A 26908-nucleotide genomic window follows, 5' to 3' on the forward strand; every position below is an offset into this window, starting at 1 on the left:
CTAGCATGAAGTGCCAATTTTGAATTATGGTTAGATCCAATTAACACAAGGAGTGGCTGATGATCCCGATAGACAGTGGTGATCTAAGAGTTGAGCGGCAGGGAAGTCATTTACAGCAGGCGCTCTATTTGGCGATTCGCGACAAGATTATGCATGGGCTTTGGAGCAACCAAGGGCGATTGCCGGCGACCCGAAAATTAGCGGAAGAGTTGGCGGTGAGTCGCAATACGGTTACCGCTGCCTACGAGCAGCTTTGTGCCGAAGGTTATATCGAGAGTCGGCGCGGCGCCGGTTTTTACGTTGCAGTGGAACTGCCCGAGCACTATTTGGCTAGTGGAAAACCCGCCGCGTCGCTGCAGGAAGTCAGCGATGAAGAGCGGCCAGAGAAAATCAATCAAGCGTTTGCGCCCGGCGTGCCGGATTTGCAGCAGTTTCCGCTGGTGCGGTGGCAAAAACAGTTACAGCGGCAGTTAGTGGGTAAAAACGCACTCGGCAATCAATCGGTCAAAGGTTGTTTAGAGTTGCGTGTCGCTATTGCCCACTATTTAGCGACCAGCCGCTCAGTGCAATGTACAGCAGAGCAGATTGTCATCACGTCCGGTGCACAGCAGGCGCTCACGATCGCCACGTTATGCGTCATGGGGCGTGGTGATCGTTTGCTGATGGAAGAACCGGGCTACACGCAAATGCGTAAGGTCGCGACGCTTTTCGGCATTGAAATTGAAACGCTGCCTGTGCAAGTCAGGCAAGGCATTAACGTGCAGCAAGTTTGCCAAAGTTCGTGCTGTGCTGTCTATCTGACACCCAGCAACCAGTACCCGATGGGAACCACATTGAACACGGAACAGCGGTTGCAGATTATTGATTGGGCGAGAAAAAAGCAGCGGTGGATCATTGAAGATGACTATGACAGCGAATTTCAGTTTGCGCACCGACCTTACACCAGTTTGCAAGGGCTGGCGGCGCAAGTCGGCGAAGCGCAGCAGGTCATCTATGTCGGTTCGTTTAGCAAGGTGATGTTCAACGGGCTGCGCCTTGGCTATGTGGTGCTGCCCAAGGCTTTGGTCGAGAAGGCGTATACGATTAAAGATGCCCTCACCGGTGATTCGCCTACGCACACGCAACTGGCGTTGGCGCAGTTTATTGCTGAAGGGGATTTGATGCGGCACATTCGCAAGATGCGCCGGATCTACAAGCAAAAACATCAGCAGATGGTGGAAAGTATTGCGCGACATTTCGCTTCAGAGCTCGAAATCATCAGTCAAGCCGCCGGATTACATATCACAGTGCGTTGGTGGCAAGGCATCACTGAGCAAGAGTGGGTGCGACGCGCTAAGGAGCACGGTATTATCGTGCGGCCGCTAAGCTATTATGAACATAGCGCCTATGAACACAGCTCCTATGAACAGAGTGCCGAACAGCAACGCGATTGGCAAGGTGCGGTGCTGGGATTTGGCAATGTTCGTATTGAGGATATTGACGACAAAGTGGCACTGCTGGCAAGCTTGTTCAAGGCCGATTCTGCCGTGACTTAAAGGAACTCTATTATGTGTCGTTGGTTAGCCTATCAAGGAGAGCCGATTTATCTTGATGAACTGGTATACAAGCCAGAGCATTCTCTTGTGCATCAAAGCCTTGAGGCGAGAAAAGCGGTAACACGCGTCAACGCCGACGGCTTTGGTTTGGGTTGGTATACTGAACGTTCGACGCCTGGGCAGTTTCACGAAGTGCTGCCAGCGTGGGGAGATGAAAACTTACGCTCGCTGGCGCACCATATTCGCTCTCACCGTTTTATGGCGCATGTACGTTCGTCAACGGGCACTTCGGTCTCCCGTTCGAATTGCCACCCATTTATCTTCGAAAACTGGATGTTTTTGCACAACGGGCAAATCGCCTGTTTTGAGCAAGTGAAATTTGCCCTTGAGCGCTTGCTGCCGGAGAGTCTCTACGTGCAAAAGCGCGGCACGACCGACAGCGAGTTGCTGTTTTTGCTGATGCTCAAAAATGGTTTGCAAGATGATGCGCTCAGCGCGATTCGCCGCACGCTGGCTGAGGTGAATCATGCCATGAGTGATAAAGCCATCTGTGAGCCTTTTAAAGCGTCGATTTGCATTTCCGATGGCGAGCAGTTTTGGGTAGTCCGTTATAGCTCGACAGGCGAACCGCCGACGGTATTTATCGAGCAAAAAGGACAAGCGATCATCTTGGCCTCAGAGCCGCTGGATGCGGCAGGTAACTGGCAAAAAATAGCGCCACAGACCGTGACGCACATTCATCATCAACAGATCGACAGCCACAGCATAGACTAAATCTGCGCTTTTTTAGCTTGTTTTTGTCCTTGGAAAAGAAACAGAGAGAAAATGGTTAACGCGTAGAGCATTGACCATCCTAAACAGACGAAAACCAAGGTACACAGCACAAGAGATAACGCTGCTAGCCATTTGGCGCTGCCACTTAGCAGTTTATAAGCCGCCAGCATGGCAAGCAGGTAAACCAGCACGAATACACTGTTGGCCAGTTTAAGGAAGAACTCCAAATCTAGGCCAGATAAGTAACCGACCAAGCAGGCAAGGGCTAAGACTACGCCGACGCTTAACGTTGCGTTAAATGGTACGCCACGTGAGGAAAGTCGAGCCATCTTGCCTTGCGGCTTATGAGCTCTGGCTTGCGCCCAGATCATACGCGATAGGCTTTGCGTGTAGAGATTGACGCTGGCAAAGCAAGCAGAAAAACCAATGACGCTGATTAATACTTTGGCATTAGCGCCAAAGAGTTGCTCGCTCAACCATGGGATCGAAGCACTATCAAACTGTGCGCTGCCGTACGCGCCAAATTTGAGGATCACCACCGAACAGGCCCAGTAGGTTGCCCCAGCAACAAAACAGCCAATAATGATGGCGATGGGGAAATCTCGCTGCGGATTTTTAAACTCTTCTCCCATATGGGCAAATGCTTCAATACCGACAAAACACCAGAACATCACCGCTAATGCCGTGGTGATAGAATAGAGCGCGCTGCTTTCAAGCGCCGGCATGTGCAAATCACTCATGCCGACATCGCCTTGCCAGAAAAAAGCGCCGACCAGCGCGAAAATGGCCAGTGCAATTGCGGTTTGTAGGTGACCAGACGATTTTGCTCCAAGCAGATTAACGCCGACTAATAACGCAACGGTGATCAATTGTGCGCTGAGATTGCCATCCAGTGGCGCTGGCAGGAGTTGTTGCAAAAAGCCCGCAGCTAAAGCAATCGCGGCGGGCACACCAACGGGAATGACCGAAACGAACAGCCAAGCCACAGCGCTTTCTAAGCGAGGGTTAAAGGCTTGGCGAACGAAATAAGCCGTTCCGCCAGCATTGGGATAACGCTTGCCTAACTGTGCAAACGTCAGCGCCACCGGGCAAATTAGCACAAACAGAATCAGCCAAGCCCATAGCGAGTAGTGACCTGCAATGCCCGCGGCGATCGCCGGGATCATAAATAGCCCGGTGCCCATGAGGGTAGTGGAGAGCTGTCCGATACCGGACAGTAAAGTAATTTCCTGTTTGAGTTGACCCATAGAGCGCTCCCTGCGTGCCTTAACGCTTATTTTTATCATCAATAGTGTGAAATCAATCCGACTCAGCATACTGGGTTCTGCACGAAAACACAGCAGACAATTTGCCTTGTTTGAGCGACGAATTGACGGAATCAGGCGTTTTCTCTTGGCAAAACGGCGCTAGTTAGGTGGAGATGGGTATCTGCGCGATTTACGGGTAGAATGCAACGACAAAAAGGAGAGGTTGCAGTAAGAAAAGATGGATAAGTTTGATAAAAAAATCATCACCATGTTGCGAGAAGATGCGCGTTGTTCTGTCACCGACATCGCCAAAGCGGTGAACCTGTCGCGTTCTGCGGTCACTGCACGAATCAATAAGTTGGAAAGTGATGGTGTGATTTTAGGCTACCATGCTGACATTGCCGACCCGGCAGCGGGGGAGAAAATCGGCGCGTACCTAGCACTGAAATTTGATACCTCCTCATCCAGCCATTTTTGCGAGTCATACGCCAAGCAAATTTATCTGATTGATGGCGTTAAGTGGTGTCATGCGATCAGCGGAGAAACCGACATGATGCTGTATGTCGAAGTGGCCAGTATGACTCGCTTAAATCAAATTCGTGAAGAGATCCAGGCTTATCCGGATCTCAAACACGTGATGACTCACATGGTGTTGAATGAATTTTTCAATATTTGCAAAGCCCGCAAGTAATGAAAGCAGGCCGTGTCTTACTGGCAACCAGTGCCTTGCAAACAAACCGACCCTTTTGGCTGTGTGATTTACAGCACATCGGATACTGCTTAAGGAAACGTTTATGCTAAGCAACATCAACCTCAATTTGCTGCGTTCGCTGCATGTTCTATTGGACGAGTGCCATGTTAGTAGAGCGGCTGAGCGTTTGCACATCACCCAATCGGCGATGAGCCGTCAGTTGGCACAACTGCGAGAATTGTGTGGCGACCCGCTTTTGGTTCGCGATGGCAATCAACTTGTCCCTACCGCTCGCGCGTTGACCCTCCAGAGCAAGTTATTGGGTCTGCTGGATGAGTTTGAACATCTATTTTCGGCCCCTTCTTTTGTACCCGAGCAGTGGCAAGGGGAGTTTGTTTTCGCCTCAAGTGACTACGTCGCACAATATATTTTCCCAGCGGCCGCGCAGGCGCTCATGCAGCAAGCGCCGAGACTTAATCTCAGCTATCGTTTGTGGCAACCGAGCTATCTGACGGCGCTACTCGACAGTGGTATTCATCTCGCTTCGACCATGTTGCCTCAGGCGCCACGCGATCTTTCCAGTGTGCACATTGGGCAGGATAGTTCGGTCTGTCTGATGCGCGCGGATCATCCACTGGCGCAGCAATCATCACTGAGCTTGGATGCTTTTCTCGCTTACTCACACATTAAAGTCACCGGTGGCGGCGATAAAGACTCGGCCACCGATCGCGCGCTGGGTGAAAAAGGGTTAGCGCGCCGCATAGCGCTGCAAGTACCTTTTTTCACCGCTGCGGTCAACTGTCTGCTGCAAAGCGATCATCTGATGGTGGTGCCAAAGCATATCGCAGTGAATTTGGCAAAAAACCACCCTCTGGTCGATCTTCCGCTGCCGCTTTCCACTGAGCCGCATCAATACTGGCTGATGTGGCATCCCAAATACGATAGCGATTTAGCGCACCGCTGGGCAAGGGAAGTGGTGTTAGCCATTATGCTCAGTTGCCAGTACTCAATCGGTATGATTTCAGATCATCATCATCATGAAGAAGTTTGATTTCATTTCATTTTCAACACAGGTTACTGTGCAGTTTTACTGGAGATGAACATGACACTGACGGTTTGGTTATCACTATTTACGATTTGTATTCTAGGCGCAATGTCGCCCGGCCCGAGTTTGGCGATTGTGGCGAAACATGCGCTTGCTGGCGGGCGAAAAAACGGTTTGGCGACCAGTTGGGCACACGCGTTTGGTATTGGTATTTACGCCTTTGTTACCCTGATCGGCTTGGCGGTGGTGCTGCAACAATCCCCGCTGCTGTTTAAAACCATCAGTTATGCTGGCGCGGCCTATCTGGCGTATTTGGGCGTGAACGCGCTGCGCTCGAAAGGTGGCGTGGCTGCCAAGTTGGAATCGGGCGAGCAGACATCCGTATGGCAATCAGCAAAAGAGGGCTTTTTGATCTCGATTCTCAGCCCAAAAATTGCGCTGTTCTTTATTGCTTTGTTTAGCCAGTTTGTTGCGCTGGGCAATGAGTTGAGTAATCAAGTCATCATCGTTGCGACGCCGTTTATTGTCGATGGCTTGTGGTACACCTTTATCACCATAGTGTTATCGAGTTCCAAAGTGGTGGATAAGATCCGCGCCAAAGCGCAGTTGATTGATCGGCTGTCAGGCGTGGTGCTGATTTTGTTGGCGTTGCGTGTGGTGGTCACGATTTAGCGAATACTCACTGCAATAAAAAACGGAAGCGCGGCTTCCGTTTTTTCTTCTCTCTATTTTGCTATTGCGCTTCTTGCTGTTGCCGTTTTGAGCGTGAATTACAGCGCGGCAAGAATCGTTTCGGCACTACTCACTTCGAACGACTTCGGCGCTTCCACATTCAATGTGGTCACCACACCATTGTCGATCACCATCGCGTAGCGCTGTGAACGTACGCCCCCAAAGCCAGCGGTATCCATCTCAAGCCCCAGTGCTTTGGTAAAGCTTGCATCACCGTCGGCCAACATCATCAGCTCGGAAGCATTTTGCGCTTCGCCCCACGCTTTCATCACAAATGCGTCGTTAACCGAAACACAAGCGATGATGTCCACGCCTTTGGCTTTGAGTTGATCCGCAAGTACCACGTAACCCGGTAGATGCGCTTCAGAGCAGGTTGGCGTAAATGCGCCCGGAACAGCAAACAGGACGACTTTCTTACCGGCAAACAGTTCTTGAACAGAATGGTTGACCATACCATCTTTGGTCAATTGACTCAGTGTTGCGTTTGGCAGGGTTTGTCCTTGTTCGATCATGGTTTTTTCCTTTTTCAATGACTAAGAATACCTGAGCAGTGTAGTACGGATTTTGCCGATTAAACACAGACAAAAAACGGGGGTACTGAACAAAAACCACCAGCGAATGACAAAAAGAAAAAATCCGGGCGAACCCGGATTTTCGATGGTGCAGAAGATTAGCGAATGATCATCTGTTCGCGGCCTGGGCCAACAGAAACCATGCTCACGGGCACGCCCATCAGCTCTTCAATACGCAGTACATATTGCTGCGCAGCGATAGGTAGCTCGTCGAATTGACGGCAGCCCGTGATGTCTTCACTCCAACTGGCCATCTTTTCATAAACAGGTGCGAGCGCCGCTGTTTGTGGCCAAATTGGGTTTTCGCTGTGTTCGCCTTGATAGGCAACGCAAATTTTTAGATCAGCAAGGCCAGTTAGGCAGTCAAGCTTGGTCAGGGCAATCTCAGTTGCGGCTTGCAGCTCAACGCCATTTTTGGTCGCCACCGCGTCAAAGTAACCCATATCACGTGGGCGACCCGTGGTTGCGCCGAATTCGTTGGCAAGTTCACGGAACGCGTCTTGCTCTTCCATCGCGGTGATCAAGGTGCCTGTCCCTACTGAGGAGCTAAATGCTTTGGCGACCGCAATCACGCGCTCTGGACGAAGCGCAGGCAAGCCGCTGCCAATGCCCGCGTAAGCGGAGACGACGTTAGAAGAGGTCGTCCAAGGGTATTCACCGTAAACCAAGTCACGACCCGCGCCCAACTGCGCTTCAAACAGCAGGTTTGATTGCTCTGCTTGCAGCGCTTTTAGTGGGGTCGAAACGTTGCAAATCGCATCACGCCAAGGAGCAGAAACCTCAAGCAGCCAATCCGCCATCTCTTGCGCGCTTTGAGTAAAGTTGAAATCTGGATAAAGGGCGCGCAGTTGCGGCAATTTCCAATCGAGCAGGAATTGAATGCGTTCGACGAGCACTTCAGGTTGTTTCAACCAGCCGACCAGAATGCCTTTTTTCATCACGCGATCGCCGTACGCTGGAGCGATGCCCTGACGAGTCGAGCCATACGCTTTGTCGCCTAAACGCTGTTCTTCTAACGTGTCTTCCAGCGCGTGCAGCGGCAGGCAGAACGTCGCGCGATCAGAGATGCACAGACTCACGGTTACGCCGGCTTGTTCCACTTCTGCCAGCTCTTTGCTCAGTGCTTCAGGGCTAATCACCATGCCAGGGCCAAGTACGGCCAAACAACCTGGGTTAAATACGCCACTCGGTAGCTGGTGCAACTTAAACGTACCGAGGTGGTTTACCACGGTATGGCCAGCATTATTACCGCCTTGGAAACGAATACTTGCAGCGGCGTGTTCGGCCAAAAAGTCAACGATACGACCTTTGCCTTCATCACCCCAGTTGGCACCAACAACAACGATAGACGACATGAGAATTCCTCCGAAATAAGACCGAAGCATCTTAGGGGGATAGTCTTAATAAGAGAAATTAATTATACTCATCAAACCAATAACAAACTCATATGGGGAAGTGATGCTGGATCTCAACTGGTTAAAAACCTTTGTCACTTTGGCTGAGGTGAAGCATTTTGGTAAAACCGCCGCGGAGCTGCATATGACGCAGCCTAATGTCAGCTTGCATATCAAGCAATTAGAGCAAAATACCAAAGCAAAGTTGATTGAGCGAAATCCGGTGCAGCTAACCCCGGCGGGTAAGCGTCTGTTGAAATCGGCCAAGACGATGTTAGGGGAGTTGCAAATTTGCCAAGCGGATCTCAATGCCATCAACGAACTCACGCAAGGGACGCTGTCGATCGCGGCAAGTGACATTGTGTCGCGTCTGTTGCTGATCCATCCTTTTCAGCGCTTTAAAAATGATTACCCCGGCATTGACTTGGCGCTGTTCAATACCACCTCTGCGCAAGCGGTTGAGCTGGTAAAAAGTGCCCGCGCCGACATCGGCTTTGTGATTGCGCAGAAAGAGAGCCAGCCACTGCATTTTACCGCGCTGACCCAGATTCAGTGGTGTGCGTTTGGGGATGATCTGTTTGCGAGTGATTGGGGAGAGCAAGATAAGCCGACTCTGATTCTGCTTGGTCATGACACACGAACGCGGGAACTGATTGATGCTTCTTTACCCAAGTTAGCCTTGCCCAAATATCGCGTGATGGAAGTGGGCAGTGTTGAGGCGCAGATCGACTGGGCGCAAGCAGGCTTTGGCACCGCGATTGTGCCGGATTTTTCACTGCATACCAAAGCGGCTCTGACGCGAACAGTGACCCACTTGGAGGCGTTCCCTGCCACCGATTTTGGTTATATTGTGAGGCAAAACCAAGTGTTATCGAAAGCGGCCAAGCAGTTGCTTGGCTGGGTGGAAGAGTATGCGCAATCGACAGACTGGCATTAATGGTGATTAGTGACGGCGTGGGACTTCTTCCCATTCTCCTTCAATCACGTGTGGGTCCTGTTGGTGCTGCGGTGATTGACGACGAAACTGCTTTTCTAACTTTTTACCGCTGATCAAAGCGGCGATGGTCAATGGAATGGCCAGCAGCAAACTAAACATCAGGGTAAAGAGCGCGGCGATTGCGGTCAAAGTCACTAGGATGATTCGTTGCATCGTTGTTTCCTCAGGTTGCACTACAAAATGCGATAGGCAACACAATAACCAGCGGGAGATGAATCAAGGATGAACGAGCAGAAAAGGTGCCTGCATCAGGGTCACAGGCACAAACGGGGGAGAGATTCTACCTTTGTCACTTAGCGCGTTCATGCTGTTGGCTAGCACGCTAACTGATTTCGGTTTGTTGTTGTAATAATGTCGGCTCAACCGCGGTTTACAACCGCTTTTAAGCCCAAATGGACAAATCATGTCACCGACTCTCGTTGCCGTAGGTGGAGCAAAGAGAGTCAGTCAGTTCGCTTTCGATGCGGTACTAGTTGTGGAGCAAGCTATTACACACGAGGGAAAGTTTGATAGCGAACGCCCATCATTTGTTCCATACAGTGAACGACTTGGCAACTGTAGCCAAACTCGTTGTCATACCAAATGTACAGCACACAGCGGTTGTCTTGGGCGATGGTCGCCTGTCCATCAACCACACCCGCATGGCGAGAGCCGATGATGTCGCTGGAAACAATCTCAGTTGAGTCCGTGAAATCGATCTGTGCAGAGAGAGGTGAAGCCAGTGCCATTTCGCGCAGATACTCGTTAAGTTCTTCTTTGCTGGTGGCTTTTTCTAGATTGAGGTTAGCTACCGCCATGGAAACGTTCGGCGTTGGTACACGGATGGCGTTGCCAGTGAGACGGCCTGCCAACTCTGGTAGCGCTTTTGCGACGGCTTTGGCTGCGCCAGTTGACGTCAATACCATGTTGAGCGCTGCGCCACGACCACGGCGATCGCCTTTGTGGAAGTTGTCGATCAGATTTTGATCGTTGGTGTAAGAGTGCACGGTTTCAATATGACCAGAAATCACCCCATACTTGTCGTTGATCACCTTTAGCACTGGTGTGATGGCGTTGGTGGTGCAACTTGCGGCAGAGACAATTTTGTCGTCCGTTTTGATCACATCCTCGTTTACCCCAAACACGATGTTTTTGATGTCGCCTTTACCCGGTGCAGTCAGCAGCACTTTCTCTGCGCCTTTGCACTCAAGGTGCTGGCCTAAGCCTTCAGCATCGCGCCAGACACCCGTGTTATCCACGACTAACGCGTTGTTAATGCCATAAGCGGTGTAATCCACTTCTTCAGGCTTGTTTGCGTAGATGAACTGAACGTAGTTACCGTTGATGATGAGCGCATTACGTTCTTCATCAATGATGATGCTACCGTTGAACTGTCCGTGAACGGAATCGCGTCGCAGCAGGCTTGCGCGCTTTTGTAAGTCACCCTCTTTGCCACCACGAACAACGATGCCGCGTAACTTGAGCGGATAACCCGGGCCACTTTTTTCTATCAGAAGACGAGTGAGTAGACGACCGATACGTCCGAAGCCGTACAACACCACATCACGGCTTTTGAGTGAGGATTCTGCATCCAACGCACCAATCAGTGCAGTTTGCAGGTAATCTTCAAGAGCCGAAGTATCTTCATGGCTTTCCCAGTATTGGTGCGCCAATTGACCAACATCCACACGGCAGGATGCGATGCTCATCTCGCTGATGGCTTGAATAATTGGCAGAGTTTGCTCTAAAGAGAGCGGAGTGCCAGTGTAACGTCTGGCGACGCGATGAGTTTTGAGAATGTCGATGGTAGTTGCGTTGATCAGTGTCTTACCAAACAGGATCACTTCGACGCCTTTTTGTCGATAAAGTTTGCCGATAAGAGGTGTAATCGATTCCGCAATCGTTTGGCTGATTTGCCAGTCTTGGAGATATTTCTCTGGACTCATGTTTCTATTGGACCTTTCACGTTTTTTAAGGGCTGACCTTACTTTCTGAATGTAGGGGGCAGAAAGTAGGTATAAGGTTTGTAATGGTGTTGTAATATTTATGTGGCGGGATTTTACAGTCCGATGGGTTATTCTGCTAGAAAAAATAAAGCCAGTGAAAATGACTGGATATGTCGATGATTTAGCCGATTTTCCGCAGATGTCTAGGGCTAAATCACTATTGACATTTACAAAAGCACAAACTTATTTTGTGCATATAACGATCACTTTCGCTCATCGAATGCAATTCAATCTTAATTGTTGCATTAATTGTTGATTTTACTCGATATAACTACGTAAAAAGTAAACAAAAAATCCTGACTTTATTGAGGTTATTTGCAGGATGCTCCTACCCTAACGGCACCGCCTGCGTTAACACCGATGCTGCTCACATTTTTGTTGCGGACCATTTCTAGGAAAAGAATGAGACGTTGTGCCAGAATTGCCTTAAAAGTGCACATTCGCCAATCCATGTCATCTGATTATGAAATTAGTCTAGTATTTAAAGTAGGCTAGGCTGCAACTATTCGGGGACATTCACAATGATGGCGACCATTTTAATCAGAACTCGTCTTGTGCTGCTTTCATTACTGCCCGCTTTGGTGATTTTAGGATTGGTAGTGCAACAGTTGCTGAACAATCAGCAACAATCGGCATCATTAGAACAAGCAATGGTGCGAATGGATATCTTGCAGGGAGTGACGAAAACGAGTTTGGCGCTATTTGACTATCAACACGGTCAAAGTCAAACCTTGGACGAGTTGGAGTTGAGCGTTCCCCCTTCTTGGGGAGCTGTGGCTGAGTCGACGTTGCAAATCACTGGATTTGAGCAGAGGCTAAACGATGCGTTAGCGTATGTGAGTGGGCAAAAGGCCTTGAGCAAAGAGGGCGCGAATCCGTTGTATGCGTCGCTTCATCATGTTTTGTCTACGCTTAGTAGCACGCATTTTCACCTTGATGATGATGCATTGGAGCGCCAAACGAAGATCTTGCTTGAGCTCAGTTTGCTGCAAATTTGGACTATTGAAGAAGCGAGATTGGATTCTACAAAGCAAACTGAACAAGACTTGGCTGCCTGGTATCGAGCGCTGGAGCATCAGCAAGTGAGTCGACAAAATCTGTTGGTTCTGAGCAATAGTCAGCCAAATGTGGATGCGCTGGTCAGTTTTCTCAGCTCTGATCGTTATCTGAGCGCTATGCAGTTTCGCGATGGATTCAGCGCGAGTTCAGCAGGCAACCCAACGCTGGATCCTGCAGAAAGAAGCCTCTACCGCTCCGAATTGACTTACCGGGTGCATACCTTGTCTGAGTTAGTCAGCCACTTTTTTCTCAGCGTTGAACGCAATTTACAATGGCAAATGGAACATAAACATCAGCAGTTTGCCGCTATGCTAGGCTTACTCGCTGCGCTTTTGACATTGATCTTTTTCTTGGTTAAATCCATCTGGCAGCGAGTGGAAGGCAAACTCAATGCGATTCTTCACGCGTTGCAATGCTTAATCGAAGACGAACAGGGTCGCTCTGACTGTCATGTCGGCGTGGAAGGCAACGATGAGCTGAGCGAATTCGCCCGACGCATTAACCAGATCATAGATGCTAAGCAGCAACAAACGAAGGAACTGATTAAAGCGAGGGAGGCGGCAGTCTCGGCCAATCGTGCCAAATCCACCTTTTTGGCCAATATGTCGCATGAGCTGCGCACCCCGCTCAATGGCATTATCGGTATGACGGAAATTCTCACGCAAAGTGACATGAACCAAGCGCAGAAGGAAGTGCTTAACGACATCGACGCCTCTTCACAATCTCTTTTGATACTGCTTAACGATATTTTGGACTTGTCGAAAATTGAGTCCGGCAATCTCAACTTATGTTTAGAAGAGACCGCACTGCGCGAAACGATCTATCAGTCGATCTCCCTTTTTCAGCCCAAAGTGAGCAGTAAAAACTTAGAACTGTATCTCTCTATGGATGAAAACCTGCCGGCGAAAGTGTTGGCGGATGAACATCGCATCCAGCAAGTTTTGACCAACTTGATTGGCAATGCGGTCAAATTCACCGATAAAGGACGTGTTTCGGTTGCGGTCGAATATAACGCTGAAACCGCGAAGCAGGGCATCCTGACGATCAAAGTGGCGGACACCGGGATAGGTATTGATAAAGCCAAGTTGGCCACCATTTTTGAGCCTTTTACGCAGGAAGATGACAGCATTACCCGTCAGTTTGGGGGGACGGGTCTTGGTCTCACCATTTGTCGCCAACTGTTGGCGATGATGGGCGGAGAACTGACCGCCACGTCCACCAAAGGGTTAGGAAGCTGCTTCTCATTTACCATTCCGATCAAAGTCTTGGAAGGAAGTCACTGGAGCCCTGACGAGATACAGCGAGGTTTGTTGTTAGCCGACTCCGGCCCGTATGTCAATCAACTCGTGGGTGAATGCCATGTTGCCGGTATTGAGCTGATTAAAGTCAAGGAGATCAGCCAAGCGAGACGGCTGAATACTGATTTCGATGTGGTGTTTTATTTCCACGCTACGGGTAAGGATCTGCAAGGCGAGTTGATGGCATTGGAAGAGTGTGTGTCGTTGGATAAAGTGGTGCTTTGCCAGCCGCATTTTGCGACCGTCATGCTTAATTCAGACAAAATTCACAGTATGTTGACGCTGCCATTTTTGGGTAAGCGCTTTAAAACCTGTCTTGAATCGCTCGGACAAAAACTGCGGCAAAACAACGTTGCTGTGCTATCGCCGAATGTGCACATCATTAACCCTGCCGTGGCTCATTATTACAGCAAAAATCATCGGCGCATTTTGATCGCCGAAGACAATCTAATGAACCAGAAGATCGCCAGTTTCTTTCTAGACAAAGCGGGATATGAATACATGGTGGCCAGCAACGGGCAAGAGGCTCTGGAAGCGATCATGTACAGTGGTCGGTTCGACGCCATTCTTATGGACTGCATGATGCCAGTTATGGATGGCATTACTGCGACACGTGAAATTCGTCGCTGGGAAAACGAGCAGGGGAGCGATAAAACGTTGATTATTGCACTGACGGCGAGTGTGCTTGAGGAGGATATCCAGAGCTGTTTTGATGCAGGAATGGATGCGTATCTACCTAAACCTTACAAATCCAATCAGTTGTATGAATTGTTTGATGAACTCATGGCCTCCTAGTAAAGACTATGCAGTCGCCAACCGCTGGGGCGACTGCGTCAAGTGAGGTTAGCGAGTTGGTGATTGCGCGGGATCCGTTTGATTGAGCAACTTGTTCAGTGCAGAACGATAGCTAAGCCAAGCGACAAAGCCCGCCAGCAGGTTGCCCAGTGCAGCGCCAATAAATAGCCCTTGCAACCCCGCTAACTGCGCGCCGATCCACAAGCAGGGTAAGAAGAATGCGAACAGGCGTAGCGCGGAAATGGTCAAAGCGGTATAGGACTTACCCAGTGCATTACAGACCGAAACCATTAGCATACAGATGCCTAGTGGGCCAAGGCTCAGCGGCACAATGAGCAAGTGCATGTTGAGCACCGACTCTACGTCGTGATCGCTGGTCATCAGCGCGGACAGCTGGCCTGCCAATAGCATGCTGATTATCGCCAGAGCGGATTGGAACAGCAGTACAAAGCGAGTGGCAATGTTCACCAGTGATTGAATATCGGCGAACTTTTTTGCTCCCAAAAGGCGCCCAACCATCGGCGGCATCGACATGGTCAGGGCAAGTACGCTGACCAAGGTAAAAAACTCGAAACGTGAACCAAGAGCCCAAGAAGCGACAGCCGCAGTACCGAAGCCTGCGATGAGTTTGGTTGCCAGCATCGAAGAGACAGGCGGTAACAACTGGCTAATCATCGCCGGGCCCATAATATGGCCTATAGCGGCGACGCTTGCAGAGACGTTAAGATCGTCTTTGGCAAAACTGATCCATGAGTTGCGCTGTAGTCGCGGCGCGATGACTAAAATGCCAAAACCAAAAGCGACGATAGTTGCAATCGCAGCACCTTCGATCCCCATATCCAATGTGAAGATAAACAGCGGATCCAATGCCAAGTTAAGACCGCTGGTCACCATCATCATGGTGCCTGGCAGTATCGTATTGCCGTTCGAACGACAAATGCTGTAGAGGAAATAGAGCATCGCTCCAGTCCAGGCACTGATAAGCCAGTAGGGCCAGTAGCTGTCGATGATGGCGTACACACTTTCTGGTGCGCCGAGAAGTTGTAAAATCCAGTGGCGAGTAAACCAAAGCAGTGCACACACCAAAGCAATGCCCACTGCACCCATCAGTACAATTAGCCCTGCCAGTTGGCGAGCGTATTGCGTTTGGTTCGCGCCCAGTGCTTTGGAAATGACCGATGTGGTTGCTATGCCTAAGCCAACTTGGATACCGATGATCACCATTTGCAGCGGTAGGGTAAACCCTTGTGCGGCCAACGGCAAAATACCCAACTGCCCGATGAAAGCACTATCTACCAATTGAAAACTCATAATAGAGAGAACGCCGAAAAGCATCGGCCAAGTCATGGCGAAAAGCTGACGTGATAACGAAGGAGTGTTTTGTGTCATAAATTCGATGTGTGAGCTGTCATGGCACAAAGTCTACATGACTCAGACAACTTGTGGGAAAAAGATTCATCCCGTTTTTTTATGTGGTTAAGCGCCAATGTTCAGGCAATAAAAAACCCCGCCGAAGCGAGGTTTAGCTGACAGATACAATGTAAAGTCAACTGTGGCTTATTTCTTAGCACCAGTCGCTTGTTTGTCTGCTTCTGTCAGCTCACGAATACGACGGCTGATGTCGCGACGCGCTTTCGAAATTTCTGCGCTCTTGATGATGTGATCGTCGACGCGGTCTTCGTAGTCGGCTTTCATGTTCTTGATGATGGTCAGAATTTCATCATAAGTCATGTTGGGTTTAATGTAATCCAATAGGTTTTCGAGCAGTTCAACCCGTTTGCTGTTGTCGCGAACTTTTTTCTCATTGTCCAACAGTTCACGTTTCAGTTTGTTCTTGCGGCGTGCCTGCGCGACAATTTCAAATACCGTATTCATAGGTCCCTTACCTCAAATGTGAATGTGAAAAAGTAAAATAACTTCAAGATATCCTTCTTATTTATCGCTGTGAGCGCTATCTTGAGGTCACTCTTCTCGGCTATTCGCCCCGTCACAGATTAAAGCACATCATACAAAGCCATAACAGCTTTTAGATCAAGCCAATGCCTGTCTGGATAAGAAAAATACAGATTTTGCCCTGCGAATTGTGTTTAACCAATGGTTCGCTATATTATCTGCGCAACAAATTAATCGATAGCTAAACAAAGTCGTATGACCTACGTAAATTCCACGCTTGAACATGCCGAGCAATCCAGCGATGAAAACGCAAAAGATGTGTGTCAGAAGTTAAAGTACGCCTATATTGATGAAAGAGTTCGATTAGAAATCGTCGAAGTTGAGCTAAATCGCACCAAAATCGTGATGGTGGATGAAAAGGGAAGAATGCGTAAAATTTCACTGATACCAGAGCACTAACGCTTTGAGTGAAAAAAGAAAAACGTGTTATTGTGCCATCGCAAAATAGCCCTATACGCAGATGGTTGTATGTGCAAAATAACAATAAGGATAAGCAATATGAAGATTGAATTGACCGCCGTTGAAGCACGTGTCATTGGATGTTTGATTGAAAAAGAAGTGACCACGCCAGACCAATATCCGTTGAGCTTAAATGCCCTGACTAACGCTTGTAATCAAAAAAGCAACCGTGAGCCAGTAATGAATTTGTCGGAGTCTGACGTGTTGGACGCGGTCGATCAACTGATTGCTCGCCGTTTGGTCAGTGACGAAAGTGGCTTTAACAGCCGTGTCAGCAAATACCAGCACCGTTTCTGTAATACCGAGTTCGGTGATTTAAAACTGTCGGCTCAGGAGAAAGGCATTGTCTGTTGCATGCTCCTGCGTGGTGCACAAACACCGGGTGAATTGCGTACCCGGACCAATCGTCTCGCAAACTTTGCTGATGTTAAAGAAGTAGAAACGGTGCTGGACAGATTGGCGAGTGAAGAGCGTGGTCAGTTGGTGGTAAAACTGCCGATTGAACCCGGTAAACGGGAATCGCGCTATATGCATCAGTTTTGTGGTGAAGTAGATGCTAGCCAAGTGGCCTTGTCGATGCCTGCTCATGTTGCCAGTCACACTGGCGACGATCAGCGTATCGCTGAACTAGAAGAGCAAGTCAGCGTCCTCAGGGAAGAGCTTGATGAGCTTAAGGCTTTAGTTCAGTCGCTCCTGTAATGCATCAATGTTCTGAGGGTTCGGATTGGTCGGTCTATCTGATCCGAACTCGTCTCAATGCCCTGTATTGCGGCATTACCAATAATCTCGAGCGACGCTTCAGCCAACATCAACTGGGTAAAGGTGCCAAAGCGTTGCGCGGTAAAGGACCATTGGTGCTCGAATGGTCCTATGCTGTTGGTGATAAAAGCACGGCGTTGAAAATCGAACATCACATCAAATCGCTACCCAAAAGAGACAAAGAGCGCCTAATAAAAGGTGATCTATGTTTGCCTATCGATAATTTCCCTTGTTGACATCACTACTTTCAATATAAAGCTGATACGCTTTTATTGGACTTGATAAATAACAACAAGGATTGAGCGCATATGCAGCAGCACAATAAAATCGCAGTGGGTATCGGCTTAGCACTGGCTTCACTTTCTTCCTTCGCGGCTAACCACGTTGCGGACGGACGCGGCAACGGCATGGGCAATACCGGAGTCGCATCGGCAGACTATCTGACCGCACCGTTTTACAATCCGGCCCTCGTCGCTGATTTCAAGCAGCAGGATGATTTTGGCCTTCTGTTGCCCTCGTTTGGTGTGAATGTCCGGGACAGTGATGACAGTTTGACAACCATTGACGATCTGCAAGATGCCATCGACCGATATGAGAATTCGGCCAAAGGGCAGGATCAGATTGATCAACTCAACCGTTATATGGATGACTTACAAGGGAATGCTCCGCTTACCGTTAGTAGCAGTTTAGGGTTGGCGCTAGCCATTCCGACCAAAGCGCTTTCTACGAACTTGTTTGCCAGAGGTTACGTTGAGATCGTCGCGTTGCCAGTCATCGTCGATTCAAACGGCAATACGGCGGCGGATGTTGAAGATCGCTATACCGACTCCAGTGTGAAAATGGCGGCATTTGGTTATACCGAATTGGGCTTAGCACTGGCCAAAGAGCTTACCTTCTCCGAACAGCGTGTTTCGCTGGGCGTTACGCCAAAACTGCAAAAGATGACCACCTATTTTGTTCAGCCGTCGGTCAAAGATTTTGATGTCGAAGATTATGATGACAGTGAACATGAAGAATCGGCTTTCAACCTCGACTTAGGTGCGGTTTGGTACAAGGACGAGTTTCGTGTTGCCTTTGCGGTGAAAGATCTATTGAGTCAAACCATCGATTTGAAAGACAAAACTGGGTTGAAGAAGGACACCTATGAGCTGAACACTCAGATCACCCTTGGTGCGGCCTATTCAGGTGAGCTACTGACGGCAGCAGTTGATTTCGACCTTACCAAGCAAGAGCGGTTTAAGTCACTTAACGATGAAACGCAGTTTGTTCGTTTTGGGGTGGAAGGCAATGCTTGGGGATGGGCGCAACTGCGTGCGGGTTATGAAATGGATCTCGAAGACACGGTAGAAAATGCGTTTACATTCGGTATTGGTATCAGTCCATTTGATGTGGTTAGCTTAGATCTGGCAGCCAACTACGCGGGCGAAAACCAGTTTGGCGTTTCGGGGAATTTGGCCTTTACGTTCTAAAAACTGAAGAGCACGGATTCTTTCCTCTCGCTATGTTGTGTTTGAAATAATAAAGCCCTCAAGCGTAGATTTTTACTCGCTTGCGGGCTTTTTAGTCAATACGAAAGTGGATAGACAAATTGCGACACTGAACTGGAGTCTTAACAGATTTCACGTTACTCTTTCAGTACAACCTGGTTAGGTCATGCCAATAATAAACTCCAAGAATAAATCGAGCGTCACATGAAAAAAGCATTAATGATGTCTTTGCTTTGTATAGCAAATTTTAGTGCTAATGCACAAACTTCAGAAGTCTTGAACGGGTATTGGGCGTATCAAGAATATTTAGAGCGTTTCCCAGAACAAGCCGATTTAACTAACGCACTTGCGCAAACGGTACGTAACCATCCTGTGCCGCTTAAAGCATATCAAGCTAAACCGATACGTATTTCGGTGGTCTTTCCCGGTCAACAAGTGTCTGATTATTGGGTTAGGAATCTGAGTGCGTTTGAGAAACGCATGGATAAGTTGCAGATAAGCTATCAAATTAACCAAGTGTTCACCCGTCCAAATACCGATATCAAGCAGCAAAGTGTCTCATTGATGGAAGCGCTAAAAAGTAAGTCGGATTATCTTATTTTTACCCTAGACACCACCCGCCACCGCAAGTTCATTGAGCATGTGCTTGACTCCTCAGACACGAAGCTGATCTTGCAAAACATCACCACGCCAGTACAAGCATGGGAAAAACGTCAGCCATTTTTGTATGTCGGTTTCGATCATGCGCAAGGTAGCATTGCGCTGGCTAAGCAATTGGAAAAAATGTATCCACAGGGCGGCAAATACTCTGTGCTCTATTTCTCAGAAGGCTATGTTAGTGACGCCAGAGGCGATACGTTTATTCGTGAACTAAACAGGGATAACCATTTTCAATTGCGCTCGTCGTTCTACACCAAAGCGACCAAAGAATCTGGCTACGAGACCGCAATGATGAGCTTAGAAAAGTACCCAGATGTTAATTTCATCTATGCCTGCTCGACCGATGTCGCCTTAGGCGCGCTCGATGCGTTAAAAGAGCTCAAACGAGACGACATTGTGCTCAACGGCTGGGGCGGTGGATCGGCGGAGTTGGATGCCATCAGCGTTGGCGATCTCGATCTTACTGTCATGCGAATGAATGATGATACGGGTATTGCTATGGCCGAAGCGATTAAATGGGATTTGGAAGGGAAGAAAGTCCCGACCGTATTTTCAGGAGATTTTGAATTGGTGACCAAAGAAGATAGTCCGCAGCACATTGAAGCGCTCAAAGAGAGAGCCTTCAGATATTCTGGCCAATAGTGAATGATAGACGACGCAGCTTCAATCAAACGCCAATCTCTGGCCACCGTAATCACCCGTATCTTTTTACTGGTACTGGGGGTGATTACCGTCGGGATTTTTATCCAGAGTTATTATTTCAGCAATAAAATCATCAATCAGGAAGTGCTGCGTACCAAGCAACAGACTTCAGCACTGGTGAGAAACCTGTTTGAAAACCACTTGGTTGCGCTGCAGATCCACCATGATAACAGCGCGAAAAGTAGCGCGATATTTGACTTTTTTGCGCAAAAAAATAGTGAAAATCTCGATTTCTTTTTCCTTAGCATTGATCAAGCGGATCCATCCCACACGCCAGAGTTTCGCTTTCTCACCGATGCCTCCGGTGTGATTTGGGATGATGGCAATGGTCATTTCTATGGCGTCAATGAAGTCATATTATCGAAGATTGCTCGCCGAGTTGCATTCAATAACAACTGGCACTATCTCTCCATGCTCACTCTGATGGGGCCAAGACACTTGTTGGTCAGGCGCTCGCCAGTGATTGATCCAAACAGCGGCGAAGTGCGCGGGCAGTTTTATGTCACTATGGTGCTGGATAACAACTTCCCGCTGGTCGAGATGCTAGAGAGTGGCAGTAACAGCGACAGCATTCTTTTATTGGCGGAACAGAATACCATCGCACATTCAATGAATGGCAACGAGACTTACGACGTGGATACCGTTGTTGAACTGAAAGATGCGGCGGATAACGCGGTGATGCACGATAAACTGGTCAGCCAAACTGCTATTCGTATCAATTCGTCCGATACACCGTTATCCATCTTGGCTGTACAAGACAACAGCCATGTGGCTTCTCTGCAGCGACAACATTATCTGGGCATTATTGTCTCAATTTTACTGATGCTCATGCTTTCAATGATGATCCGAGTGTGGATCCAAAACCGTGTTGCCAACGCCTTGAGTACCTTGATGAACTACAGCCGCTTTGGCGCTGCGGGTGAGCGCTTTCAGCGATTTTTGGGTTCAGACATCGTTGAGTTCGACCACATTGGTCACACATTAGAAGATACTTTTGAGCAGCTTGAATCTCAGCGCCGCTCTTTTCAGGATCTATTCAATTTTGCGCTTTCTCCTATGATGGTGTGGTCGGAAAATGGTCTGCTGATTAAGATGAATCCCGCCGCGCGCAAAGAATTGGTGGTTGATAGCTTTGATCAACCGGAAATGATGCGTCCGGTGTTTCACCCGTTTAAACAGCTTCTACTACCGCATGTCTCTATGGCGAGCCAAGGGGCCACTTTAACGGGCGTTAACGTACCGATTGGCGACAAAATATTCCGTTGGAACCTGTCACCGATCATGGTGGATCACGGTATCAGTGGCATTATCGTTCAGGGACAAGACATCACTACCTTGATCGAAGCGGAAAGACAAAGCCAACATGCTCGCCGTGAAGCTGAACAATCAGCCAAGACTCGCGCGGATTTCTTAGCGAAAATGAGTCATGAAATACGCACTCCGCTCAACGGTATCCTTGGTATTGCGCAACTGCTCAAACGCTCGGTGCAAGGAGAAGAGAATCTTAAACAGGTGGACGTTTTGTGTCACAGTGGTGAACATCTGCTGGCGGTACTCAATGATATCCTTGACTTCTCCAAGATCGAACAAGGTAAGTTCAACATCAAGAAACGTCAGTTCAGTTTCGCCGATACCATGTATACCGTGGAGAACATCTATCGGCCAATTTGCCGTGACAAAGGCGTGGTGCTCTCTATCCAGAGCGATTTGCCACAGGCGTATCAGCTCTGCACGGATCAAGTTCGTCTCAATCAGATTTTGTTCAATCTGCTCAACAACGCGGTGAAATTCACTACTCACGGGCGCATTGATGTGACTTTCTCTTTGACGTCGAGCGAGTCAACAGAACAGAACCTGGAGATCCGCATTGCGGACACGGGTATTGGTATCGCTCAAGACAAATTGGAGAGTATTTTTGAGCCCTTTGTGCAGGCAGAGTCCATTACGACGCGAGAATACGATGGAAGTGGTCTTGGCTTAACCATAGTGAAGAATCTGGTAGAGATGCTTGGTGGGGAGATCGGGGTGAAAAGTGAGCTTGGGCAAGGCTCGGAATTTTGTGTCCTTGTACCGACCAGTGAAAGTGCGCCTGTTGAAGCAAACAGCGGTGTTGCCATTAAACCAGAAAAGTTATTTACACAGTCGCTTAAAGTGCTGCTCGTGGAAGATAACCACACTAATGCATTCATATTGAAAGCATTCTGCCAAAAATATCGCATGCAAGTGGAGTGGGTACAAGACGGTACATTGGCGTTGGACAAGTTAGCAATCGAAACATTTGATCTGGTTATCATGGATAATCAGTTGCCGAAGATGGGAGGCATCACCGCCACCAAACTGATCCGTGAAGACCTCAAGTTGGCGACCCCTGTTTATGCGTGTACCGCGGACACTCAAGATGAGACCAAGCGCGCTTTCTTATCCGCGGGCGCGAACTACGTATTGGTGAAGCCGATTAAAGAAGAGGCCTTATACCGTGCTTTTGTGCACTTTAAGCAGCATTTTTGCTAATGAATCTGGCAAATCTTTTGTTAACTCAATGGGGCTAAGCCTGACCTGCTTTAAAAGAGAGCTCAAGCAGCTCTCTTTTTAATTCGCTGGTCATTCTCACTTCTTGTTCGAAACTGATGCCGACAAACCAACCGTTTGGCATTTTACGCACACTTGCGATATGGCAGCCATTATCTGCAGAGATAAAGCGGTTTAGTGTGGACTCGACTTTAACAAAAGCGCCTTTGGTAAATTCAGGCTCGACGAGTGTGGTGAATCCGCAGCCAGAGACAGAAAAGTCGGTCAAGTTGCCTTGATACTGATTCCCATTGTGCGTCAGCATACCGTTGAGCGCCACTTTGTAGCGCACGTGTTCGCGTACAGGCTTAGTGGCAAAATTGCTCGGTATACGGAGAAAAAGGAGAAACGCGGGCTTGGCAATGGTCGTCAAAATACTGCTTTTGAACGCGACGATATGACCCAGCTCAGTATCGGCAATACCACGTACCACCACATCGGTGTTCTCCAATTTGCGCAAGACAAACTCTTCCTTGTCCTTTTCGGCGATTTCAATAATGACAAAGTGCTTGTCTTTTAAACCAATGAAAGTTGCTGGGCGAGCCATTTTATCATCTGGGCCAAACTCAAAGCTGACATTCAGTTTCATGCCGGGGGTAAGGAAACGGCGAATTTCTTCCTTGCTATTGCTGGGAGCCATGGAGCGTTCTGTTTTATCGTTTAGGTATCTGAACTATAAACTGGAAGCGAGCGGCATCAAAGTAAGGATGCCGCGCAGACAAGAGGTTAATGCGTGTTTTGTGACGTTGTCCGTCTCTGCAATCTGGTGTTGAAAATGCCTAACGTTTTTCGACACCGTGCGCTGGTGGCTGGTAATCCAGCGACGTATCGTGACGCATGAAGATGTTGCTGGCGATAAGGCTACCGCTGCTGACAACAATCAGCGCCAGCCAAGTGATGCTATCAGGATATTCGCCAAAGGCAGGTATCGCGAGCAAGGTCGCAAGTACTGGCGTAGCGCTGCCAAAGGCGGCACTCCTTTCAGCACCGAGCGTACGTACAGCATATAGATAGGTGACAGACGCGATTAAGCCCGCGCCGATGCCTTGAATTAGAGTATGACCCAGTAATTCACGCCAAGGCCATTCAGCAAGCGGAGCCTGAGCCAGATAACTTGGCAGTACGCCGCTGTACATAGCGAGCCCGAGAGCAATCAAAGAGAGCAAGGCAACACAACCTGAACTGACCAAGGCATTGAGATTGGCGACTCGAGCGCTGATGGTAAAACTCGCCCACATCAGACTACAAAGAAGAAAAAACAGATGCCCTTTGGTTTCTTGCCCTAAGTGCAAGCCGTTCAAATGAGGGGCCAAAAATAACCCGATACCTACGACAACCAGCGACAAGCCAAATATCCGATGCCGACTGAGTGGCTGCTGATAGAACAGCACCGCAATGCCCGTGACAAACAAAGGCAAGGTTCCCGGAACCAGTGTGCTGCCGTGTGCCACAGGGACATAGTGCATCGCGGTGCCCGCCATAAGCAGATAAGGCAAGCCGCTGCCAATGAACATGCCCGCTAGATAGCGTTTGGGGACCTGAATAATCTGATTTTTTGCTCTGAGGACTAATGGTGAGAGTACAAGTGCTGGTATGAGAAAGCGTGTTAGGGCTATATCGGCTGGTTGAAGCGCTGAAATTGCGCCGCCTTTCAGTGAGAGGAAAAAACCAGACCAAATGAATAAGGTGGTGAATATCGCGAGGTAGCCGAGCGTCATAGTAGGCATCAATAAGTTAACATGGTGTTAATTATCGTTTATTGTACGAGGTGAATTTTGGCAAAAATCATCATAAATGAGATGAGTATTGATGATTTTCACTAACTAAATCGTTTTTATTGAAGAGAAAAGCCGGTGCGATGGATAGGATAGATAAGAAAATACTCGGATTGATTCAAGAAGATGCTCGCCTGACCACTGCAGAGATCGCGGATAAGGTTGGTCTATCTGCCTCGCCCTGCGCAAGACGGATTAAACGTTTAGAACAAGATGGCATCATCGCTGGATATCATGCGTATTTGGTTCGGGAAAAGGTGGGTATTGCCATGACGGTGTTTGTCGAGGTGAGTCTCAACAATCATCAAGTAACGTCAATTGACCACTTTGAACAAGCTGTTGTAGAAATGGAAGAAGTCGTCAGTTGTCACGTCGTCTCTGGAGCCTACGACTACTTGCTTGAAGTCGTGGCAAAAGATTTAACGGGATATGAAGCCTTTACTCGAAAGTTGCAGCGTTTACAAAACGTCAAGGACATTCATACGCACTTAGCGATCCGCAACGTCAAAAACTCAGCGGCACTGCCGGTCTACCGCTAATAAAAAAGCGGAGCTGAAATTGCTCCGCTTGTAAAAATTTTTTGTTAAGGATAACTACTGATGGCGTAATTGAGAGATTTCACAATTGCCGGTATCTCGGTCGATACGGAAAGAGAATGCCGCAGAGTGATATTCTGAACCATCACACCAAATGGTTTCTCCGAAGATCTTGCACAAATCAAGGTCGTTGATCGATCCAAACTCTTTCACGTGTCTGACGACGGACAAGAATTTCGCTCTAGCAACGGTTTGACTTTCCATGTGATTCAAGCGATTGAAAAGCATGTCATTTTGCATGTTCACCAGCCAACTATTTTGTTTTATGAAAACTTATGAATACGAAATTAACCAAAAAAGCAGCAAAAGTAAAGCATTATTGTGATGTGTGTCGCTATTTTACTCTGTCATGACGCTAAAAGACCTGTGGTAAAAAGAGGTTATTCACTCTTTGAATGCATGTGTCATTCACATTAGGTTGACTAGTTAAACTATGGATGCGAACGGTATGCTATACCTAAGGAGAGATTAAGCTGGTAGGTTGGCGTAACGCGATGTTTTGGTTATGCTCATGAGCAAAGCCGAGCCGAAAAACAGATGACGGATGTGTGGATGAAAAAAATTTTGCTGGTGTTAATTATCCTGTTGTTGCTGGTTGGGGCCGCAGCGGGTTATTACGTCTTCTTTATGCAGCCTGAGGAAGTAAAAGAGCCGCAAAGCGAACCACCACCAGTGGTTGCTACCGAAGAGAAACCCATCCTGGATCTTGAAGCTCCGGCCCCAGAAATTACAGAATATTACGTCGTGGAGCGACGTATTAGCGTGCACAATAAACCTCAAGAAGAAGCGTTGGTGGTTGACCATCTTTACAAAGGAGAGAAGCTCACCATTTTGGAAAAGCAGCTCGGTTGGGGGCGAATTACCGATTATCTCGTCTATGAGGAAGGGGGGGAAGAGACGGCTGAGTGGGTCAATATGGCGCAGTTGTCCAACGAGAAGCCCGTGATAGAAGAGATGGAACGCTTGGAAATTCTCGATGGATATATCGCGCGTTCAGATGATCTCCTACAGCATCAGGAGATTTTTCGCAAATACACTCAACAACTGCTGAATGATGGTACTTGTAAGCCGCAAGATTTTGAGGAACTTGGTGGTTGGGTACGTTCCGTCACTTTTCAGCCAAGAGAAGTGTACTTCATTTACTGTGGTGGCTTGGATCAAGAAAATAAAATTTATCTCGATATCAATAGCGGAGATATTTTCTATCGATAGGTTAGACATTACCCATCGGCGCAGATTTTAGATCTTTTTAGTTGAGCCAAGCACTCCTTAGGCATAGTATGACCAAGCAAGCCGTTGTGGCTTGCTTTTTGATCTTGAGTATCGCGATGCATTCAAACTTTTTACGATTATTGGCTTTGCTGTTAACACTGGTGATGACACCAGTAGAAGCCTTTGCATCGATTGCCGAGAACATAGATCGCTCCAACTCATTAAGCGGACGTCTCGCTAGCGCGCACCTCAAGCTGACCAATCACTTTGCTGGCGAGAGTCAAACCAACCAGGACAGTGCTTCTTTTCCCGTTTCACAATCGTATCAACGACATGATGCTGCCGCTATTTTGCATGCGCATCGTTGGAGTGTTGCGCAGCGTGAAGACTCACCGCAGAACAGCGACCCGCTTTTCTTTAGTGGCCTTGATCAACCTAACATTCATGGCAACTTATTTCATCTTTGCGGTCGCTTAAGGCAGCTTGAGCTATTACGAGCTTACCATTTTTCTTCCAATCATCGTCTGGCAGGATGGAAGGAAACCAATGCCATGTACGTTGCTCTCAACAGTCAATTTTCCTGACTCAATTTTCTAATCAAAAAACATTTATT

General features: G+C 48.3%; 25 protein-coding genes. 16 read left to right on the forward strand and 9 right to left on the reverse strand.

Going from position 1 to position 26908, the window contains the following annotated elements; all coding sequences use genetic code 11:
• The first annotated feature begins 59 nt into the window (after window positions 1–59).
• On the forward strand, window positions 60–1535 hold the full coding sequence (pdxR, locus tag EWA64_RS17690; RefSeq protein WP_061895987.1) for a MocR-like pyridoxine biosynthesis transcription factor PdxR: 1476 nt from the start codon (window positions 60–62) through the stop codon (window positions 1533–1535).
• Between the two features lie 12 nt (window positions 1536–1547).
• Window positions 1548–2309, forward strand: coding sequence for a class II glutamine amidotransferase (locus EWA64_RS17695; RefSeq protein WP_061895986.1), 762 nt, complete (start codon window positions 1548–1550; stop codon window positions 2307–2309).
• Here the strand turns inward: EWA64_RS17695 and yjeH are convergent.
• Entirely contained in the window at window positions 2306–3556 is a 1251-nt protein-coding gene (gene yjeH / locus EWA64_RS17700; protein WP_061895985.1) for an L-methionine/branched-chain amino acid transporter, read from the reverse strand. The two genes, EWA64_RS17695 and yjeH, sit on opposite strands and share 4 nt — an antisense overlap.
• 238 nt (window positions 3557–3794) lie before the next feature.
• Between yjeH and EWA64_RS17705 the strand changes: the two genes are divergently transcribed.
• The 3 genes from EWA64_RS17705 to EWA64_RS17715 all read left to right on the forward strand — a co-directional run bounded on the left by EWA64_RS17705 (window position 3795) and on the right by EWA64_RS17715 (window position 5964).
• The gene (locus EWA64_RS17705; protein WP_061895984.1) at window positions 3795–4247 is read left to right on the forward strand and encodes an Lrp/AsnC family transcriptional regulator; all 453 of its coding nucleotides are present in this window, start codon (window positions 3795–3797) and stop codon (window positions 4245–4247) included.
• A 103-nt stretch (window positions 4248–4350) separates the two neighbouring features.
• The gene (locus tag EWA64_RS17710) at window positions 4351–5298 is read left to right on the forward strand and encodes a LysR family transcriptional regulator (protein WP_061895983.1); all 948 of its coding nucleotides are present in this window, start codon (window positions 4351–4353) and stop codon (window positions 5296–5298) included.
• Between the two features lie 51 nt (window positions 5299–5349).
• Complete coding sequence (locus EWA64_RS17715; protein ID WP_039427106.1) at window positions 5350–5964, forward strand: LysE family translocator; 615 nt, start codon at window positions 5350–5352, stop codon at window positions 5962–5964.
• A gap of 98 nt (window positions 5965–6062) precedes the next feature.
• Here EWA64_RS17715 and EWA64_RS17720 read toward each other — a convergent pair whose 3' ends face one another.
• Complete coding sequence (locus EWA64_RS17720; RefSeq protein WP_061895982.1) at window positions 6063–6536, reverse strand: peroxiredoxin; 474 nt, start codon at window positions 6534–6536, stop codon at window positions 6063–6065.
• Between the two features lie 158 nt (window positions 6537–6694).
• Window positions 6695–7951 carry an adenylosuccinate synthetase gene (locus EWA64_RS17725; protein ID WP_061895981.1) on the reverse strand — a complete coding sequence of 419 codons (1257 nt, stop codon included), beginning with the start codon at window positions 7949–7951 and terminating at the stop codon, window positions 6695–6697.
• Window positions 7952–8054: 103 nt separating this feature from the next.
• On the opposite strand from EWA64_RS17725, the gene EWA64_RS17730 reads away from it, so the two are divergent.
• On the forward strand, window positions 8055–8927 hold the full coding sequence (locus EWA64_RS17730; RefSeq protein ID WP_061895980.1) for a LysR family transcriptional regulator: 873 nt from the start codon (window positions 8055–8057) through the stop codon (window positions 8925–8927).
• Window positions 8928–8933: 6 nt separating this feature from the next.
• On the opposite strand, the gene EWA64_RS17735 is transcribed toward EWA64_RS17730, so the two are convergent.
• Window positions 8934–9140, reverse strand: a complete 207-nt coding sequence (locus EWA64_RS17735) for a hypothetical protein (protein ID WP_061895979.1) — start codon at window positions 9138–9140, stop codon at window positions 8934–8936.
• A gap of 335 nt (window positions 9141–9475) precedes the next feature.
• Window positions 9476–10912 carry a glyceraldehyde-3-phosphate dehydrogenase gene (locus EWA64_RS17740; RefSeq protein ID WP_061895978.1) on the reverse strand — a complete coding sequence of 479 codons (1437 nt, stop codon included), beginning with the start codon at window positions 10910–10912 and terminating at the stop codon, window positions 9476–9478.
• 581 nt (window positions 10913–11493) lie between these two features.
• On the opposite strand from EWA64_RS17740, the gene EWA64_RS17745 reads away from it, so the two are divergent.
• Entirely contained in the window at window positions 11494–14124 is a 2631-nt protein-coding gene (locus EWA64_RS17745) for an ATP-binding protein (RefSeq protein ID WP_244881524.1), read from the forward strand.
• A 48-nt stretch (window positions 14125–14172) separates the two neighbouring features.
• Here the strand turns inward: EWA64_RS17745 and EWA64_RS17750 are convergent, their stop codons facing one another.
• Window positions 14173–15513 (reverse strand): MATE family efflux transporter, encoded by a 1341-nt coding sequence (locus tag EWA64_RS17750; protein WP_061895977.1) that lies wholly within the window; start codon window positions 15511–15513, stop codon window positions 14173–14175.
• Between the two features lie 168 nt (window positions 15514–15681).
• Window positions 15682–15999, reverse strand: a complete 318-nt coding sequence (locus EWA64_RS17755; RefSeq protein ID WP_039427122.1) for a DUF496 family protein — start codon at window positions 15997–15999, stop codon at window positions 15682–15684.
• A 273-nt stretch (window positions 16000–16272) separates the two neighbouring features.
• On the opposite strand from EWA64_RS17755, the gene EWA64_RS17760 reads away from it, so the two are divergent.
• From EWA64_RS17760 to luxQ, 6 genes are all read left to right on the forward strand, one after another.
• Complete coding sequence (locus EWA64_RS17760; RefSeq protein WP_061895976.1) at window positions 16273–16476, forward strand: hypothetical protein; 204 nt, start codon at window positions 16273–16275, stop codon at window positions 16474–16476.
• A gap of 99 nt (window positions 16477–16575) precedes the next feature.
• The gene (locus EWA64_RS17765; RefSeq protein ID WP_061895975.1) at window positions 16576–17235 is read left to right on the forward strand and encodes a YceH family protein; all 660 of its coding nucleotides are present in this window, start codon (window positions 16576–16578) and stop codon (window positions 17233–17235) included.
• Window positions 17235–17531: a GIY-YIG nuclease family protein gene (locus EWA64_RS17770; protein WP_061895974.1), complete on the forward strand. Its 297-nt coding sequence runs from the start codon at window positions 17235–17237 to the stop codon at window positions 17529–17531. The genes EWA64_RS17765 and EWA64_RS17770 overlap by 1 nt, the downstream gene beginning before the upstream one ends.
• 72 nt (window positions 17532–17603) lie before the next feature.
• Complete coding sequence (locus tag EWA64_RS17775; RefSeq protein ID WP_061895973.1) at window positions 17604–18764, forward strand: conjugal transfer protein TraF; 1161 nt, start codon at window positions 17604–17606, stop codon at window positions 18762–18764.
• A gap of 222 nt (window positions 18765–18986) precedes the next feature.
• Complete coding sequence (locus EWA64_RS17780) at window positions 18987–20084, forward strand: autoinducer 2-binding periplasmic protein LuxP (protein ID WP_061895972.1); 1098 nt, start codon at window positions 18987–18989, stop codon at window positions 20082–20084.
• 3 nt (window positions 20085–20087) lie between these two features.
• Window positions 20088–22655, forward strand: coding sequence for a quorum-sensing autoinducer 2 sensor kinase/phosphatase LuxQ (luxQ, locus tag EWA64_RS17785; RefSeq protein ID WP_061895971.1), 2568 nt, complete (start codon window positions 20088–20090; stop codon window positions 22653–22655).
• Between the two features lie 34 nt (window positions 22656–22689).
• On the opposite strand, the gene EWA64_RS17790 is transcribed toward luxQ, so the two are convergent.
• Window positions 22690–23352 (reverse strand): PilZ domain-containing protein, encoded by a 663-nt coding sequence (locus tag EWA64_RS17790; protein WP_061895970.1) that lies wholly within the window; start codon window positions 23350–23352, stop codon window positions 22690–22692.
• A gap of 139 nt (window positions 23353–23491) precedes the next feature.
• The gene (locus tag EWA64_RS17795; protein ID WP_061895969.1) at window positions 23492–24430 is read right to left on the reverse strand and encodes a DMT family transporter; all 939 of its coding nucleotides are present in this window, start codon (window positions 24428–24430) and stop codon (window positions 23492–23494) included.
• A gap of 140 nt (window positions 24431–24570) precedes the next feature.
• On the opposite strand from EWA64_RS17795, the gene EWA64_RS17800 reads away from it, so the two are divergent.
• From EWA64_RS17800 to EWA64_RS17810, 3 genes are all read left to right on the forward strand, one after another.
• On the forward strand, window positions 24571–25026 hold the full coding sequence (locus tag EWA64_RS17800; RefSeq protein WP_061895968.1) for an Lrp/AsnC family transcriptional regulator: 456 nt from the start codon (window positions 24571–24573) through the stop codon (window positions 25024–25026).
• Between the two features lie 609 nt (window positions 25027–25635).
• Window positions 25636–26295 (forward strand): SH3 domain-containing protein, encoded by a 660-nt coding sequence (locus tag EWA64_RS17805; RefSeq protein ID WP_061895966.1) that lies wholly within the window; start codon window positions 25636–25638, stop codon window positions 26293–26295.
• 116 nt (window positions 26296–26411) lie between these two features.
• On the forward strand, window positions 26412–26879 hold the full coding sequence (locus EWA64_RS17810) for a hypothetical protein (RefSeq protein WP_065860354.1): 468 nt from the start codon (window positions 26412–26414) through the stop codon (window positions 26877–26879).
• Window positions 26880–26908: the final 29 nt, after the last annotated feature.

Source organism: Vibrio cidicii, from assembly GCF_009665415.1.
Lineage (GTDB): Bacteria > Pseudomonadota > Gammaproteobacteria > Enterobacterales > Vibrionaceae > Vibrio > Vibrio cidicii.

What these genes read in the sequence shown, in the direction of transcription:
- EWA64_RS17730 (WP_061895980.1), top strand. Translation starts at nt 8,055, where the DNA reads ATGCTGGATCTCAACTGGTTAAAAACCTTTGTCACTTTGGCTGAGGTG.
- EWA64_RS17760 (WP_061895976.1), top strand. Translation starts at nt 16,273, where the DNA reads ATGACCTACGTAAATTCCACGCTTGAACATGCCGAGCAATCCAGCGAT.
- yjeH (WP_061895985.1), bottom strand. Translation starts at nt 3,556, where the DNA reads ATGGGTCAACTCAAACAGGAAATTACTTTACTGTCCGGTATCGGACAG.
- EWA64_RS17715 (WP_039427106.1), top strand. Translation starts at nt 5,350, where the DNA reads ATGACACTGACGGTTTGGTTATCACTATTTACGATTTGTATTCTAGGC.
- EWA64_RS17740 (WP_061895978.1), bottom strand. Translation starts at nt 10,912, where the DNA reads ATGAGTCCAGAGAAATATCTCCAAGACTGGCAAATCAGCCAAACGATT.
- EWA64_RS17770 (WP_061895974.1), top strand. Translation starts at nt 17,235, where the DNA reads ATGCATCAATGTTCTGAGGGTTCGGATTGGTCGGTCTATCTGATCCGA.
- EWA64_RS17720 (WP_061895982.1), bottom strand. Translation starts at nt 6,536, where the DNA reads ATGATCGAACAAGGACAAACCCTGCCAAACGCAACACTGAGTCAATTG.
- EWA64_RS17705 (WP_061895984.1), top strand. Translation starts at nt 3,795, where the DNA reads ATGGATAAGTTTGATAAAAAAATCATCACCATGTTGCGAGAAGATGCG.
- EWA64_RS17735 (WP_061895979.1), bottom strand. Translation starts at nt 9,140, where the DNA reads ATGCAACGAATCATCCTAGTGACTTTGACCGCAATCGCCGCGCTCTTT.
- EWA64_RS17775 (WP_061895973.1), top strand. Translation starts at nt 17,604, where the DNA reads ATGCAGCAGCACAATAAAATCGCAGTGGGTATCGGCTTAGCACTGGCT.
- EWA64_RS17810 (WP_065860354.1), top strand. Translation starts at nt 26,412, where the DNA reads ATGCATTCAAACTTTTTACGATTATTGGCTTTGCTGTTAACACTGGTG.
- EWA64_RS17800 (WP_061895968.1), top strand. Translation starts at nt 24,571, where the DNA reads ATGGATAGGATAGATAAGAAAATACTCGGATTGATTCAAGAAGATGCT.
- EWA64_RS17780 (WP_061895972.1), top strand. Translation starts at nt 18,987, where the DNA reads ATGAAAAAAGCATTAATGATGTCTTTGCTTTGTATAGCAAATTTTAGT.
- luxQ (WP_061895971.1), top strand. Translation starts at nt 20,088, where the DNA reads ATGATAGACGACGCAGCTTCAATCAAACGCCAATCTCTGGCCACCGTA.
- EWA64_RS17795 (WP_061895969.1), bottom strand. Translation starts at nt 24,430, where the DNA reads ATGACGCTCGGCTACCTCGCGATATTCACCACCTTATTCATTTGGTCT.
- EWA64_RS17805 (WP_061895966.1), top strand. Translation starts at nt 25,636, where the DNA reads ATGAAAAAAATTTTGCTGGTGTTAATTATCCTGTTGTTGCTGGTTGGG.
- EWA64_RS17755 (WP_039427122.1), bottom strand. Translation starts at nt 15,999, where the DNA reads ATGAATACGGTATTTGAAATTGTCGCGCAGGCACGCCGCAAGAACAAA.
- EWA64_RS17750 (WP_061895977.1), bottom strand. Translation starts at nt 15,513, where the DNA reads ATGACACAAAACACTCCTTCGTTATCACGTCAGCTTTTCGCCATGACT.
- EWA64_RS17710 (WP_061895983.1), top strand. Translation starts at nt 4,351, where the DNA reads ATGCTAAGCAACATCAACCTCAATTTGCTGCGTTCGCTGCATGTTCTA.
- EWA64_RS17745 (WP_244881524.1), top strand. Translation starts at nt 11,494, where the DNA reads ATGATGGCGACCATTTTAATCAGAACTCGTCTTGTGCTGCTTTCATTA.
- EWA64_RS17695 (WP_061895986.1), top strand. Translation starts at nt 1,548, where the DNA reads ATGTGTCGTTGGTTAGCCTATCAAGGAGAGCCGATTTATCTTGATGAA.
- EWA64_RS17790 (WP_061895970.1), bottom strand. Translation starts at nt 23,352, where the DNA reads ATGGCTCCCAGCAATAGCAAGGAAGAAATTCGCCGTTTCCTTACCCCC.
- EWA64_RS17765 (WP_061895975.1), top strand. Translation starts at nt 16,576, where the DNA reads ATGAAGATTGAATTGACCGCCGTTGAAGCACGTGTCATTGGATGTTTG.
- pdxR (WP_061895987.1), top strand. Translation starts at nt 60, where the DNA reads ATGATCCCGATAGACAGTGGTGATCTAAGAGTTGAGCGGCAGGGAAGT.
- EWA64_RS17725 (WP_061895981.1), bottom strand. Translation starts at nt 7,951, where the DNA reads ATGTCGTCTATCGTTGTTGTTGGTGCCAACTGGGGTGATGAAGGCAAA.